Source organism: Pyxidicoccus xibeiensis (assembly GCF_024198175.1).
GTDB classification, from domain to species: Bacteria; Myxococcota; Myxococcia; order Myxococcales; family Myxococcaceae; genus Myxococcus; species Myxococcus xibeiensis.
The window spans coordinates 486756-500899 of sequence record NZ_JAJVKV010000002.1 but is presented as its reverse complement, the minus strand read 5'-3'; the positions used below and the strand labels follow the sequence as shown (position 1 = coordinate 500899).

Sequence of the window (14144 nt, the reverse complement as noted above, 5' to 3'; positions counted from 1 at the left end):
CGGCCGCTGAAAGACGCCAGGGCCCGGAAGGGCACGACTCCCTGCTACGACGCAGGCAGGGAGTCCTGGCGGCCCCGCACCCCGGCGGCAGGCTCGGCCCCGGGGGCGGGCAGGATGCAGTGGACCAGGAGGACCCGAAGCACCGTGTCGAGGGCGAATGAAACGTCGATGCCCTCCACGGTCGTCACGAAGCCCTCCTCCGTCCGCTCCAGGCGGGACAGGAGGTGCTTCAGCGGCACGGTGCTCCCCATCAGGAGCGCCAGGTTCTCCAGATGGGTTTCGAGGTGGATTCGCACCTCGCCCGGAAGCCGCCGGAGCTGACGCTCGGCGCGCCGGGAGAACAAGAGCCGGGACATGGGAACACGCTAGGCATTGCCTGGCGCACCGTCCGCGCGGCGCCGACGCGCGTCTCCTGAGCAGGCAGGTAGGCGCCCTGCCCACGGGCAGGGGGTAGACGGCCATGACGCTCCATTCACGGCGCGGTCCCCTTTCTCGCGGGCACGATCCACTGCTCCCCTGAGCCGCCAAGAAGGCGGGTACCCCGCTGCATGCCGAACGGCATGACAGGAGCGAGAAACCATGTCCTGGAGTCACAGTGTCCCCGCAGTGGCAGTGATGCTCACCCTCGGAGGCTGCGATGGTGGCCTCGCCCTGGAGTCCGATTCACGGGGTGGCGATGGGGCACTTCGCACCCGGCGTGAGTCGCTGGCACCGCCGCCCACCGGCCTGGACCTCGCTGCGGTGGACCTGAGCGGCTCCTGCCAGGCCACCACGCTGAGCCTCTCCGCGGCCGTGAAGAACCATGGCCTCACGGGCATCGCCGCGTCCCGCGCGGGCATCTACGCAGGTGAGCCCGCCACGGGCGGCACCCTGCTGACCAGCGTGGAGGTCCCCTGGCTCTACGGCGCCGAGGCCTATCCCTTCCAGCGCACGCTCACCGTGCCGGAGGGCACCACGCAGGTCTTCGTCGTCGCGGACGATGACCGGTTCTATCCAGAGGACGACGAGGTCAACAACACCGCATCCCTCACGCTGCCTGCCCCGTGCGTGACCGACCCGGGTGAGCTGAACCAGCCTCCCGTGGCCCGCTGCCAGGACGTCACCGTCGTCGCGGACGACCTGTGCCAGGGCAGCGCCACCATCGACCAGGGCTCGTTCGACCCGGACCAGGGCCCCGGCCCGCTCACCGTCGCCCAGAGCCCCCAGGGCCCCTACCCGGCCGGCACCACGCCCGTGCAGCTCGCCGTGTCGGATGGCGAGGCCTCCAGCACCTGCACGGCCCACGTCACCGTGGTGGACACCACGGCCCCGGTGCCCGGTGCCCGCAAGGACCGTGTCCTCGCCCCCTCCGCCAGCTCCGGCTACGTCCAGGTCAACCTGAGCGACTGCGCCCTGCCCGCCAGCGACAACTGCGGCGGCACGCTGGACGTGCAGCAGTTCGGGACGTTCCTCCGCGTCACCTCCGACGAGACGGATGACGCCCTCTCCCTCCTGCGGGTGCTGGCCTGTGATGACATCCGGCTCAGCGCGGATGGGAAGTCCGTCCGCGTGCGCGCGGAGGCCGCGCTGCTGGGCAATGGCCGTGTCTATACCCTCACGTACGCGGTGAGCGATGCGGCGGGGAACAGCGCCATCGGGACATGCAAGGTCAGCGTCCCCGCGCTGCTGGGCAACCCGGCCGTCGACTCCGGCACGGCCTACTGCCAGGGCACCGACTGTCCTCCGCACACCGGCTCCGGCGGGCTCTGCTCGCTGCTGTAGCGGACCCGGGCGCGCGAGGCTGGCCAGTCTGTACGAACAGCGCGTGAGCTCATCGTGGCTCGGCGCGGGCCCCGAGGGCGTCATCTGCACTGAGCTGGGCCACCAGCGCCCGTGCCTCCCGGAGATCGGCCGAGTCCTCGCCCGCGTCGAACCGGGCGAGGACGCGCGCCAGGGGATTCCGGGCAGCCTCCGGATGCCCCATGTCTCGCAGCAGCCGCGTCAGCCCCACCATCGCGCGCAGCTCGAAGAGGAGCATCCCCTGTGCGCGCGCGACGGCGATGGCGAGGAAGAACGCACTGCGTGCTTCGCGCTCCTGGCCCCTGGCGCGCAGCAACTCCGCCAACAGGCGGCGCAGCTCGGACTCGAAGCACCGCTCTCCCGTCTTCTCCGCCTGGCCAAGCGCCTCGTTCACCTCCCTCACCCCATGACCGACCTGCCCCAGCTTCAGGTGAATCCCCGCGAGCACCGCCAGGTCGAGGGTCCATGAGCATTGGACCCCGCGTGCTCTCAGTCGCTCCAACTGACGTGACACGAGCGCCAGGGCCTCCTGCGACTGTCCCAGCTCGGCCAGCGCCCAGCCGCGGATGACTCGGGCCCAGTCGGGCCACAGCCAATGGCTTTGCTCGCTGGAGATGGCGATGACCTCGTCCGTACAGCTCAGCGCTTCCCGGACATCCCCACGCATCAAGCTGGCCAGGGCCGTGAGGGTCGTCGACATGATCTGCGTGGCGGGCTCGCCCATGCGCCGGGCCAGCAGCACCGCCTCCCGGCCGTGCTCCCGGGCCCGCTCCAACCGGCCCAGAGCCGAATGGGCCAGGCTGGAATGGGCCAGCGCCTCCACCCATAGACGCTTGTCCTCTTGGGGCACCTGCCCCCCATGCCGGGCGATGTTCGGACGAGCGAAGGCCAGCGCGCGCTCACTCGATTCCACGGCAGCCCGCGGACGTCCCCAGTAGGTACGGACGAACGCCTGCATCTGATGACTCCGGGAGAGCAGCGCCGGATCCTCGTGGCGCTCGCCATGGCGCATCACCTCCACCGACAACTCGTGGCCCCGAGAGAGGTCGGCGCGGATCGTGTAATAACTGAAGATGAGCGAGTAGCTCACCGTGAGCTGGGACGTCTCCTCCTCGACGCGAGGCAGCAGCGAACACGCCTGGGCAACCGTGCCCTCGGCCTCCGGCGAGTCGAACCCTTGAATCAACGCCTGGGAGAAGCCCAGGAAGGCCAACACCGGCAGCTCTTCCTCGGGCCTTGCGTGCGCCTCCGGCGAGCCGCGCAGGAGCTCCAGCGCCCGGAGCAGATGGCCTTCCGCTTCTGGAATGGTCTTGTGCCTGAAGGCGCGTAGGCCGGCCCTGCTCCAGAAGAGGGTGGCTGACGCGGGCTCTCCCCCTTCCGAGAAGTGGTGCGCGACGGCCTCGGGCCAGTCCTCCACCACATCCGGGAAGTGCTCCACCAGCACCTGGGCGATGCGGCGGTGATGGGCCCGCCGATCGCCACGCGTCAGGGACTGGTACGCCGCATCCTGAAAGAGCGCGTGCCGGAACCTGTACCCGGGCGCCCCCGCCTCCACCGGCTCCTCCTGGAGCAACCCCACATCCATCAGCCCCGCGAGCTCTCGTCGCACGTCGGCGGGCTCACGCCCCGTGACGATCGCGAGCAACTCCAGACAGCAGCTCCGTCCCACCACCGCGCAGAGCTGGGCCAGCGCCTTCTGTCGCGAGGGCAGCACGTCCAACCGCGACAACAGCAGGTCATGCAGGGTGGCGGGAATGGACGTCACCGCCCCACCCTCCAGGACCCTGCGAGTCATCTCCTCGATGAAGAGGGGAATCCCATCCGTCTTCTCCACCAGCTTCCGCACCGTCTCCTCTGGCAGGTCCGAGCCGTGGGCGACTTGCTTCACCAGCGTCGTCGCGAGCCCGGCCGGCAGGCGCTCCAGGGTGAGCTCGTGCACCCGAGCACGGGCCGGCTGACACCGCTGGAACTCCGGGCGGGCGCTGAGGACAACGAGCAGGGCCGCTCCTTCGATGCGCTCGACGAGGGCACCCAGGAACTCGAGCCAGGAGGCGTCAGCCCAGTGCACATCCTCGACGACCAGGAGCATGGGGCGCTGTCGGGCGAGGCGCAGGAGCAGCTCCACCAGGGCCACATGCGTCAGCTCCCGCCACCGCTCGCATGTGAGCTGGAAGACCGGGGCGCCCTTGGGAACGGGCAACCCCAGGAGCAGGCCCAGCAGTTGCGCGTCCATCCCAGGCATTCCGACCGTGTCCAGCCAGGCCTCCAGTTGCTCCAACTGCCGCTGCGGTGAGTCCTCCGGGGCGAAGCCGAGCAGGCGCTGGAGCAGCTCGGCGGCAGGGTGCTGGCCAATGGCACTGAACTGGGACCAGCACTGGAGCCGCACCCGGATGGCCGTCTCCGGGGGCACGCGCTCATGCAGCTCCTGGATGAGGCGGGACTTGCCGATGCCCGCCTCGCCGCGCACCAGGACGAACGCCCCCCGACCGTCCCGGGCCGCCTCCCAGAGCGCCAGCAGTCGTTGCAGCGCCTGCTCCCGCCCCACCAGCGGCGTGAGACCGCCCGCCACGAGCGTCCGCTCGAAGCGGACCCGGGCCTCCCGCTCGCGCAGCACGCGGTGGAGGGACAGGCTTGCCGTCCCCGCGATGCCCGAGAAGTCACGAGCACCGAGGTCCTCTGTCTCGAAGGCCCCGCGCACCTGCTTCCAGGTCGTCTCCCCCGTGAGCACCTCTCCCGGCGCGGCCTGGCGCGCAATCCAGGAGACCACCCTCGGGGCCTCGCCATGGAGCGCGCGTGTGTCCAGGACGATGCGGTCCGTGTGGAGGCCCACCCTCGTGCCCAGCCCGGAGAGGGACAGGTGCGTCAGCCTCCTCTGGAGGAGTTCCGGCAGCTCGCGCGCCAGGGACAGCGCGGCACGTGCCGCCCGCTCCGCGTCATCCTCCCGCACCTGGCGGCAGCCGAAGCAGGCGTACACCTCGCCGCCCATGTACATGTTGACGCTGCCTCCGTAGCGCTGGAGTGCCTCCACACAGCCCTGGTGGAAGGCCGTCTCGAGCTCCCCCAGGTCCTCGGCATCCAGCCGCCGCGCGAGGTCGGCGAAGCCCGTGAGCTGACAGGAGAGGAGCACCAACTGCCGGCGCTGCCTGGACAGGGGCCCCGTCTCCTCCGCTCCGGGCCTGGCCAGGCGCGCTCGCAGCTCGCGCACCTCGCGCCGGAGCTCCACCGCCGACGGGAAGCGCCGCACCGGGTCCTTCGCCAATGCGGTCGCCAGGAGCATCTCCACTTCCGGCGGCACCTCCGGGTTGCAAACGCGCACCGGGGGCATGGGCTCCGCGGACATCACCCGCGTCCGCAGCGCTGACAACGTGGGCTCCGAACACTGCACCACTCCGGTGAGCATCTCGTACAACACCAGGCCCGCCGCCCATACATCGGTGCGCGCGTCCTGCGTCTCGCCCCGCCACTGCTCGGGAGCCATGTACGCCGGTGTCCCTCCCGTGGACAGCTGCGGCACGCCCGGAGCGCCCAGGTGCGACAGGCCGAAGTCCAGCAGCTTCACCACACCCGTCGGGGTGAGGAAGACATTGCTGGGCTTCAGGTCGCGGTGGATGAGGTGGCGCTCGTGCGCATGGGCGAGCCCCGCGGCGATGCCATCGAGAATCTCCAGCGCGCGCCGTGCGTCCAGGCGGCCCCGCTTCAACAACGCGGCGAGCGACTCGCCCTCCAGACACTCCATGACCAGGAAGGGCACCTGGGGCAGCTCCGGTGAGCCCATCCACTCGGACACATCGAAGATGCGGACGATGTTGTCGTGGTCCAGCCGGGCAATCGCGCGCGCCTCCCTCAGCACCTCCGCGTCGAAGCCCTGGTGCGACAGGAGGAACTTGAGCGCCACCTCACGCTGCAGCGTCTCGTCCCGGGCGCGGAAGACCTGCCCCATTCCCCCGCCGCCCAACCAGTCGAGGACCTGATACCTGCGCCCGTCTGCTCCCCCGAGCGACTCCCCGGGGACCGGGAACCAGGCCGGCGGCGCCTCCCAGCGCAGCTCCCTCAAGAGGGAGTCGTCGAAGTCCGAATCCTCGCGGGAAGGCTCACGACCGAGCATGGGGAGCCCCTCCGACCTGCCCTCCTGATAGACGTCCTCGCGCATTCCGCTTCCCACCAGTCCTTTGGATGGAGATGGAGCCGGGGACGCCTGGATGTGACGCGACACCTTCCCGGACAGCAGTCACCGCGTTGCGTCAAACCCGCGGCTCCCGCCCCCAATGCCTCGCAGATATCGGCGGAATGGCCTTACGCAGCGTGTCATCACCCTCGACATTCCGCCTTGCGAAACACAGTCAAAGCACTCACCAGCGCGTTCCGCACTGCGAAACACAGCCATCGAATTGGCGGCTGATTGCTTTTGATTTTCTTGCGACTGTGGCTAATGTGCGCAGCGAATCTGACAGGGAGGGTGCATGCGACGGCTTGTAGTCGGACTCCTGACGGCGGCTCTCGGTTTCACGGCGTGCAAGAAGGAAGAATCAGCTGCGCCGAAGTCAGATGGCGCGCAATCGCAAGCCAAGCCTGTCTCGGACATCAAGACAGACAAGGGCGTGGACCTGGAGAAGAAGGTCGTCTACATCGGCACGCTCAACGACGAGAGCGGGCCCGGTGCCGCCATTGGCAAGCCTTTCGCCGCCGGGAAGCGCCTCCTCGTCCGGCAGGTAAATGCTGGCAACAGCGGATTGCTACCGGATGGCTGGAAACTCGAGCTCGTCGAGCGGGACCACGCCTACAACCCGCAGAATGCCGTCCAGGCGTACAGCGACATCCAGGAGCAGATCCTCTTCCTGGGCACCAGCTTCGGCACGCCCAACACGCTACCGCTGCGCGACAAGCTGGCGGCGGACGGCGTGGTGGCCTTCCCGGCCTCGCAGTCCTCGGAGATGGCGCGCAACCAGTACACGCCGCCCATCGGCGCCTCCTACAAGCTGGAGGCCATGCGCGCCATGGACTTCGCCGTGGAGCACGCGGGCGGCGCGGACAAGGTGAAGGCGGCCATCGTCTCGCAGGGGGATGACTACGGGAAGGACGGCGTGGACGGCTGGAGCGAGGCCGCGAAGTTCCACGGCGTCACCATCGTCGCGCGCGAGACGGTCGCCCCGGGCCAGAAGGACTTCGCCGCCGTCGTCACCGCGCTGAAGCAGTCGGGCGCCAACTACGTGCTCCTCACGGTGCTGCCCAGCGCGTCGGGCCCCATCCTGGGCACGGCCGCCCAGCTCAAGTTCATGCCCACCTGGCTCGGCCAGACGGCCACCTGGGTGGACCGCTTCTTCGACCCGAAGGTCATCCCTCCCCCCGTCTTCACCAACTACTACTGGGTGACGGGCCTCACCTACTGGGGCGACGACGTCCCGGGCATGAAGGACTTCCTGTCGCTCCACGCGCAGCACGCTGACGTGCCGAAGGACTTCTACACGCTGTCCTCGTACATCCAGGGCCGCGTCCAGGTGGAGGCGCTCAAGAACGCCCTCGAGTCCAAGGACGTCACCCGCGCCGGCTACCTCAAGGCCCTCAAGGCCATCAGCCGCACCAGCGCGGGCGGCATGGCCGCGGAGCCGGTGGACCTGTCCAAGTTCCCCTACGAGACGTCGGTCAGCGTCCGCATCCTGAAGCCGGACCTGGCCAACGGAAGCTGGAGCGTCGTCTCCGGCTTCGCGCCGCCGAAGGCGCTGGGGGGCTCTCCCGCGAAGGCCGCCGATGTCGGCAACAAGTAGCCCGCCGCTGCTGCGGGTGCAGAACCTCCAGGTCGTCTACCACTCGGTCGTCCGCGCCCTCCGCGGCGTCACGCTGGAGGTCCCCCAGCAGGGTGTGGTCGCCCTGCTGGGCCCCAACGGCGCCGGCAAGTCGACCGCGCTGCGCGCCATCAGCGGCCTGCTGGAGCTGCACGACGGCACCATCACCAAGGGGAAGATAGAGCTGTCCGGCAAGGACCTGCTGCCCCTGCCCGCGGACGGCAGGGTGCGCGAGGGCGTGGTGCAGATCCTCGAGGGCCGCCGCATCCTCAACGAGCTGTCCGTGGAGGAGAACCTGCTCGCGGGCGGGTTCGGCATGGGCGCCCAGGCGCGCGCGGAGCTGGTGGAGTCCGCCTTCACGCGCTTCCCGGTGCTCAAGGAGCGGCGGCGGCAGAAGGCCGGCTACCTGTCCGGCGGCGAGCAGCAGCTGCTGGCCATCTGCCGGGGGCTGATGCGGCGCCCGAAGATGCTGCTGCTGGACGAGCCCTTCCTGGGCCTGTCCCCGAAGGCCGTGGGCGAGGTGTCGGAGCTCATCCAGCGCGTCAGCGCCGAGGGCGTCTCCGTGCTCCTCGTCGAACAGAACGCCATGGTGGCGCTGAAGCTGGCCCGCTACGGGTACGTGCTGGAGACGGGCAAGGTCGTGCTGGACGGCCCGGCGGACACGCTGCGCGAGGACCCCGACGTCCAGGAGTTCTACCTGGGCTTCGGACGTGAAGGGCAGCGTGGCTACCACGAGCTGAAACGGTACCGCCGCAAGCGGCGCTGGCTGTCGTGAGGGTTGAGGGATGGCACTGCTCGAGCTCGACAACGTAGGCCTCTCCTTCTCCGGAGTGCGGGCCCTGGATGGCGTCACCTTCTCCATCGAGGCGGGGACGCTGCATGCCGTCATCGGCCCCAACGGCGCGGGGAAGAGCAGCCTCTTCAACTGCATCAGCGGCATCCACCGCCACATGGAGGGACGGGTGCGGCTGGGCGGCAAGGACCTCACGGGCGTGGAGCCCACGGAGATTGCCCGCCTCGGCGTGTCCCGGATGTTCCAGAACCTGGCGCTCTTCGAGCACCTCACCGTGCTGGAGAACCTCCTGCTCGGACGACACCAGCGCTACCAGTCGGGGCTGCTGGCCAACCTGCTGTGGACGCGCAAGGCGCGCGCACAGGAGGTGCTCCACCGCGAGAAGGCCGAGCAGGTCATCGACTTCCTGGACCTGGAGCACTTCCGGCTCATGCCCGTGTCGGTGCTGCCCTACGGCATCCGCAAGCGGGTGGAGCTGGGCCGCGCTCTGTGCATGGAGCCGAAGCTGCTGCTGCTGGACGAGCCCACGGCGGGGCTCAACCAGGAGGAGACGGAGGACATGGCGAACTACCTGCTCGACATCCGCTACGAGCTGGGCGTGACGCAGGTGCTCATCGGCCACGAGCTGCGCTTCGTGATGGACCTGGCCACGCAGGTGACGGTGCTGGACCGCGGCCGGGTCATCGCCAACGGCCCGCCGGCGGCCCTGCGCGAGGACACCCGCGTGCTGAGCGCCTACGTGGGCGGGGCGGTGGCGGCATGACCCCTGCCCTGCCCATGAGCCTGCCAGGCCAGCTCTGGCAGAAGGCCGAGCTGCACCCCGACGCCGTCGCCATCCGCGAGAAGCGGCTGGGCATCTGGCACGAGCTGTCCTTCCGCCAGTACCTGGAGCGCGTCGGCCACGTGGCCCGCATGCTGTGGGAGCTGGGCGTGCGCCCGGGGGACTCGGTCGCCATCATCAGCGACAACCGGCCGGAGTGGCTCTACGCCGACCTGGGCACCCAGGTGCTGGGGGCGCGGACGGTCGGCATCTACCAGACGAACCCGCCCCCGGACGTCGCGTACATCCTGAACGACGCGCGCTGCAAGGTCGTCATCTGCGAGGACCAGGAGCAGTACGACAAGGTCGTCACGGTGGCCGCCGAGACGCCCGCCGTCGAGCACGTCATCGTCATCGAGCCCCGCGGCCTGCGCGGCGTGAAGGACGCCCGGCTGCGCACGTGGGACCAGTTCCTGGAGCACGGCCGCGCGCTGGCCGCGCAGGACCCGTCGTGGCTGCGGGAGCAGCTCGCCCAGCGCGACCCGGATGACGCGGCGATGGTCATCTACACGTCCGGCACCACGGGCTCGCCCAAGGGCGCGCTGGTGTCCAGCCGCAACATGCTCCAGGGCTCGGCGTCCTTCACGGAGCAGCTGGGCCTGAACACGACGGACAGCGTCGTCTCGTACCTGCCGCTGTGCCACGTGGCGGAGAAGCTGTTCAGCCTGCTGCTGCCGCTCGTCGTCGGTGGGAAGGTCCACTTCGGCGAGGCGCTGGAGACGGTCCAGAAAGACGTGGCCGAGGTCTCCCCCACGGTGTTCCTGGGGGTGCCGCGCATCTGGGAGAAGATGCACGCCACGGTGGTGGTGAAGATGCGCGACGCCTCGTGGCTCAAGCGCACCCTCTTCGACACCTTCATCCGGCTGGGCGGGCAAATTCGCGAGCGCGAGCGCACCGGCCAGCGGCGCTGGTGGGACGGGCTGGCCTGGTTCGTGGGGGACCTGCTCGTCTACCGGCCGCTCCAGGAGAGGCTGGGGCTGCGCCGCTGCCGCTTCCCCATCTCCGGCGCGGCGCCCATCTCCCAGGAGCTGCTCACCTGGTTCGACAGCTTCGGCGTGCGCATCTTCGAAGGCTACGGGCAGACGGAGAGCGCCGGCACCAGCCACCTGAACATCCCCGGGGCCACGCGGCTGGGCACCGTCGGGCGCCCCGTCCCGGGCGTGGAGTGCCGGCTCGCGGAGGACGGCGAGGTGCTGGTGCGCGGCACCAACGTCTTCCTGGGCTACCTCAACAAGCCGGAGGCCACGGCCGAGGTGCGCAAGGACGACGGCTGGCTGCACACCGGCGACATCGGTGAAATCGACGCCGAGGGGTACCTGCGCATCACCGGCCGCAAGCGCGAAATCCTCATCACCTCCGGCGGGAAGAACCTGTCGCCCGAGCGCATCCAGAACGCGCTGAAGAACAGCCCGTACATCAAGGAAGCGGTGGCCATCGGCGACCGGCGCCCGTTCGTCACGGCGCTCATCCAGATTGACGCGGAGACGGTGACGGACTGGGCGCTGCGCCGGAAGCTTGCCTTCACCTCCTATACGGACCTCACCACGCGGCCGGAGGTGGTGAAGCTCATCGACGAGGAGGTGGCCCGCGCCAACGAGGGCCTGGCCCGCGTCGAGCAGGTGCGCGCCTTCCGGCTCCTCGCGCGAGAGATGACGCAGGACGCGGGCGAGGTCACCGCGTCGCTGAAGGTGCGGCGCAAGGCGGTGCTGGAGCTCCATTCCCAATTGGTGGACGAGCTGTACTCGAGGACACGCGAATGACGCAGTTGCTACAGCTCAGCATCTCGGGACTGGCGCTGGGGGCGAGCTACGCGCTCATCGCCCTGGGCTTCTCGGTGGTGTACCGGGCCTCGAAGCTCTTCAACTTCGCGCACGGCGAGCTGCTCAGCCTGGGCGCCTTCCTGATGACGGTGCTGGTGGACGTGCTGCCCTGGTGGCTCGCGCTCGCCGCCTCCGCCTGTCTCACCGGCGGGCTGGCCGCGCTCCTGGAGCGCACGGTGCTGCGGCGCATGGTGGGCCGCCCCGTCTTCACCACCATCATCCTCACCCTGTTCCTCGGGCTGCTGCTGCGCGCCGCCATCGTCATCGCCTTCGGCACGGACACGCGAGGCATGCCCACCCCGTGGGAGTCCATGGCGGAGGTACAGGTGGGTGACGCCACGGTGCTCCTGTCGTCGCTGGTGTCGCTGGGCGCGACGACGGCGGTGCTCGTCATCCTGCACACGCTGGTGCAGCGCACGCCGCTGGGCGTGGCGATGCGCGCGGCGAGCGAGAACCAGGAGGTGGCCCTGGCGCTCGGCATCCCCGTGGGCCGCGTGCTGGCCTTCACCTGGTTCCTGGCCGGGGCCACGGCCGCGGTGGCCGGCATCTTCCTGGGGATGTTCCCCCGCTCGGTGGACTCGAACCTGGGCTACGTGGCGCTGCGGGCCTTCCCGGCCATCATCGTCGGCGGGCTGGAGTCCGTGGCGGGCGCGGTGGTCGCCGCGTTCATGCTGGGGCTGCTGGAGGTGCTGTCCCAGGCGTACGTGAATCCGCACCTGGGCAACTTCGGGCACAACTTCCACGCCGTCTTCCCCTACGCCGCGATGATCCTCTTCCTGGTCCTGCGCCCGCGCGGACTCTGGGGCGAGCACGAGGTACGTCGGGTCTGAGCGCCCGAGAGACGACACCATGCCAACCCGCCCCCTGGTGATTCGCTACGAGGACGACCTCAAGCTGCTGCCGGGCCTGTGGCAGAAGGCCGGCGCCACGCTCGCGGTGGTCATTGCCCTGAGCTATCCGTGGCTCGTCAGCTCGCGCTGGCTCACCGTGGGCAACCTGGGCCTGGTGGCCATCGTCGGCGCCGCGGCGCTGATGGTGCTCACGGGCTTCGCGGGCCAGGTGAGCCTGGGCCACGCGGCCTTCCTGGCGCTGGGCGCTTATACCGTCGCGGTGCTCGGCCAGAAGTGGGGCTGGCCCTTCTGGCTGGCGCTCCCGCTGGCGGGCGCGGTGTCCGCCTTCGTCGGGGTGGTCATCGGAGCCTTCGCCCTGCGGCTCAAGGGGCTGTACCTGGCCATCGTCACGCTGGGGCTGGTGTTCCTGACGCAGCACGTGCTGCTCGCCTACCCGGAGGTCACGAACGGGCTGAGCGGCACGTCGGTGCCCATGTACTGGTGGTTCCGCGACGAGGCGGGCCAGGCCGCCACGGTGGCGGGCACCTGGCTGCTCGGGCCGGTGGTCGTCACCTTCGAGCGCAAGCTGTACTTCCTCTTCCTGCTGCTGGCCGGCGGCACGGTGTGGCTGACGAAGAACGTCCAGCGCTCCAACAGCGGCCGGGCGATGATGGCGGTGAGGGACCAGGACCTCGCGGCGGAGGTGCTCGGCGTCGCCACCACGCAGGCGAAGCTGCAGGCCTTCGGCGTCTCGTCGTTCCTGGCGGGCGTGGCGGGCGCGATGTTCGCGTTCCAGCAGCAGTACATCACCGTCGAGCCGCCGTTCGACCTGAACCTGTCCATCCAGTTCATCGCCATGATCGTGCTCGGCGGCGTGGGCACCGTCTTCGGCGCGGTCAGCGGTGCGCTGGCCTTCACCTTCTTGAGCCCCCTCGCCGAGTCGGTGGGGCACTCCATTCCGCTCATCAACCAGCTGACCTCCGCGCAGCAGGCGACGGTGCTCCTGTCCGTGGTCGTGGTGCTGGTGCTGGTGCTCGAGCCCCTGGGCCTGTTCGGCGTGTGGCTGCGGGTGAAGCGGTATTTCCAGGCGTGGCCATTCCGCTACTGAGGCCACGCGGTACCCGACGTTGAAAACGATGGAGGGAGTCACACCATGAATCGCGTACTGCTCGCTGTCCTGTTCGTGTCACTCGTGTCGGCTTCCGGAGCCCAGGCCCAGCAGGCGGACCTGCGGGACTACGAGGGAGGCTTCTACATCCCGCACCGCGGAATCGTCGCGCACACCTACCTGCGCCACGTCTCCGCCTCCGGCGATCGGGACTTCTCGCAGCTGCAGGCGGCCTTCCGGGCCACGTACGTCCTCAAGTTCGGAGACTTTGTCGTAGTGCCGTTCGACGTCAGCCTGCCGGTGGTCGACGTGACGGTGTTCCAGGCCAACCCGGCCTCGCCCGCCGCGCCCAAGACGGCGCTCCGGGCCTCGGGCGTGGGCGACATCACGTACATCCCGACCATTGGCTACGGCATCGTCCAGAACGCCGAGACGGGCACGCACACCTGGTTCGCCTTCACGCCCTACCTCACGCTTCCGACGGGCAGCTACAACAGCGACCGCTTCCTGAACATCGGCTCCAACCGGTGGACCGTGCGTCCCCAGCTCGTCGTCGGCCAGCGCTTCATGAAGGCCTTCACCCTCGAGGCAATGGCGAACGTGGCCATCCACGGGGACAACGACGAGTTCCCGGTGCTCGCCGGGGCGACGGTCTCCAAGCTCAACCTGAAGCAGGCGCCCTCCTTCGGCGCCATCCTCGCGGCGGGCATGGACCTGTCGCCCACGTTCTTCACGGGCGCCGGCTACTACCTCGACGCGGCCGGCGAGCGCACCCTCGAAACGCCTGCCGGTGAGGTGCAGGCCGGCCCGGGGACGACCACCCACGCGCTGCGCCTGACGATGGGCGTCCGCCTGGAGAAGGCGTCGACGCTGATGCTCCAGTGGCAGCCGGACATCAAGGTGTCCCGAGGCCTCACCAAGAGCCAGTTCGTCGGCGCACGCTTCACGCACGTCTTCTTCTAGAGAGCGTGCGGTGACAGCCGTCGGCGGGCAGTGAGCCGCCCGCCGACGGACGCGGCATCACTACTCGATGGCCATGGGGACGCCACAGATACGAGGACCGCCGCGAACCTTGGTCTTGATCTTCATGTCGTGCTCCTGGTGTGGGTACTGCGTGGTCTCCAGCGCGCCTTGAAGCAAGCTCCTCCGCGCGCGGAGCGGCGGAAGTAGAAGCAAGTCGCGCGGCACGCTCAAACCCAGGGGCCGGGCAACCG

General features: G+C 69.5%; 10 protein-coding genes. 8 read left to right on the top strand and 2 right to left on the bottom strand.

The genetic code is table 11. The features are described from left to right. Positions 1 to 44: 44 nt before the first annotated feature. Positions 45 to 356 carry a hypothetical protein gene (locus tag LXT23_RS10035; RefSeq protein ID WP_253979892.1) on the bottom strand — a complete coding sequence of 104 codons (312 nt, stop codon included), beginning with the start codon at positions 354 to 356 and terminating at the stop codon, positions 45 to 47. A gap of 223 nt (positions 357 to 579) precedes the next feature. Between LXT23_RS10035 and LXT23_RS10030 the strand changes: the two genes are divergently transcribed. Then, positions 580 to 1761 carry a hypothetical protein gene (locus tag LXT23_RS10030; RefSeq protein ID WP_253979891.1) on the top strand — a complete coding sequence of 394 codons (1182 nt, stop codon included), beginning with the start codon at positions 580 to 582 and terminating at the stop codon, positions 1759 to 1761. Between the two features lie 49 nt (positions 1762 to 1810). On the opposite strand, the gene LXT23_RS10025 is transcribed toward LXT23_RS10030, so the two are convergent. Next, positions 1811 to 5884 carry a protein kinase domain-containing protein gene (locus LXT23_RS10025; protein ID WP_253979890.1) on the bottom strand — a complete coding sequence of 1358 codons (4074 nt, stop codon included), beginning with the start codon at positions 5882 to 5884 and terminating at the stop codon, positions 1811 to 1813. Between the two features lie 493 nt (positions 5885 to 6377). On the opposite strand from LXT23_RS10025, the gene LXT23_RS10020 reads away from it, so the two are divergent. The 7 genes from LXT23_RS10020 to LXT23_RS09990 are packed head-to-tail and all read left to right on the top strand — an operon-like array spanning position 6378 to position 13893. Continuing rightward, complete coding sequence (locus LXT23_RS10020) at positions 6378 to 7541, top strand: ABC transporter substrate-binding protein (protein ID WP_253979889.1); 1164 nt, start codon at positions 6378 to 6380, stop codon at positions 7539 to 7541. Beyond that, on the top strand, positions 7525 to 8334 hold the full coding sequence (locus LXT23_RS10015; protein ID WP_253979888.1) for an ABC transporter ATP-binding protein: 810 nt from the start codon (positions 7525 to 7527) through the stop codon (positions 8332 to 8334). The genes LXT23_RS10020 and LXT23_RS10015 overlap by 17 nt, the downstream gene beginning before the upstream one ends. A gap of 10 nt (positions 8335 to 8344) precedes the next feature. Beyond that, positions 8345 to 9115: an ABC transporter ATP-binding protein gene (locus LXT23_RS10010; RefSeq protein WP_253979887.1), complete on the top strand. Its 771-nt coding sequence runs from the start codon at positions 8345 to 8347 to the stop codon at positions 9113 to 9115. After that, positions 9112 to 10932: an AMP-dependent synthetase/ligase gene (locus LXT23_RS10005; protein ID WP_253979886.1), complete on the top strand. Its 1821-nt coding sequence runs from the start codon at positions 9112 to 9114 to the stop codon at positions 10930 to 10932. The genes LXT23_RS10010 and LXT23_RS10005 overlap by 4 nt, the downstream gene beginning before the upstream one ends. Continuing rightward, a complete protein-coding gene (locus LXT23_RS10000) occupies positions 10929 to 11822 on the top strand; it encodes a branched-chain amino acid ABC transporter permease (protein ID WP_253979885.1) in 894 nt (297 codons plus the stop codon). The genes LXT23_RS10005 and LXT23_RS10000 overlap by 4 nt, the downstream gene beginning before the upstream one ends. Before the next feature lie 19 nt (positions 11823 to 11841). Then, positions 11842 to 12930 (top strand): branched-chain amino acid ABC transporter permease, encoded by a 1089-nt coding sequence (locus LXT23_RS09995; protein WP_253979884.1) that lies wholly within the window; start codon positions 11842 to 11844, stop codon positions 12928 to 12930. A gap of 45 nt (positions 12931 to 12975) precedes the next feature. Next, positions 12976 to 13893 (top strand): transporter, encoded by a 918-nt coding sequence (locus LXT23_RS09990; RefSeq protein WP_253979883.1) that lies wholly within the window; start codon positions 12976 to 12978, stop codon positions 13891 to 13893. Positions 13894 to 14144 lie beyond the last annotated feature (251 nt).

Bases quoted from the DNA above. Each gene is read 5' to 3' on its own strand.
- LXT23_RS10035 (WP_253979892.1), bottom strand. From the start codon at position 356: ATGTCCCGGCTCTTGTTCTCCCGGCGCGCCGAGCGTCAGCTCCGGCGG.
- LXT23_RS10030 (WP_253979891.1), top strand. From the start codon at position 580: ATGTCCTGGAGTCACAGTGTCCCCGCAGTGGCAGTGATGCTCACCCTC.
- LXT23_RS10025 (WP_253979890.1), bottom strand. From the start codon at position 5,884: ATGCTCGGTCGTGAGCCTTCCCGCGAGGATTCGGACTTCGACGACTCC.
- LXT23_RS10015 (WP_253979888.1), top strand. From the start codon at position 7,525: ATGTCGGCAACAAGTAGCCCGCCGCTGCTGCGGGTGCAGAACCTCCAG.
- LXT23_RS10010 (WP_253979887.1), top strand. From the start codon at position 8,345: ATGGCACTGCTCGAGCTCGACAACGTAGGCCTCTCCTTCTCCGGAGTG.
- LXT23_RS10005 (WP_253979886.1), top strand. From the start codon at position 9,112: ATGACCCCTGCCCTGCCCATGAGCCTGCCAGGCCAGCTCTGGCAGAAG.
- LXT23_RS10000 (WP_253979885.1), top strand. From the start codon at position 10,929: ATGACGCAGTTGCTACAGCTCAGCATCTCGGGACTGGCGCTGGGGGCG.
- LXT23_RS09995 (WP_253979884.1), top strand. From the start codon at position 11,842: ATGCCAACCCGCCCCCTGGTGATTCGCTACGAGGACGACCTCAAGCTG.
- LXT23_RS09990 (WP_253979883.1), top strand. From the start codon at position 12,976: ATGAATCGCGTACTGCTCGCTGTCCTGTTCGTGTCACTCGTGTCGGCT.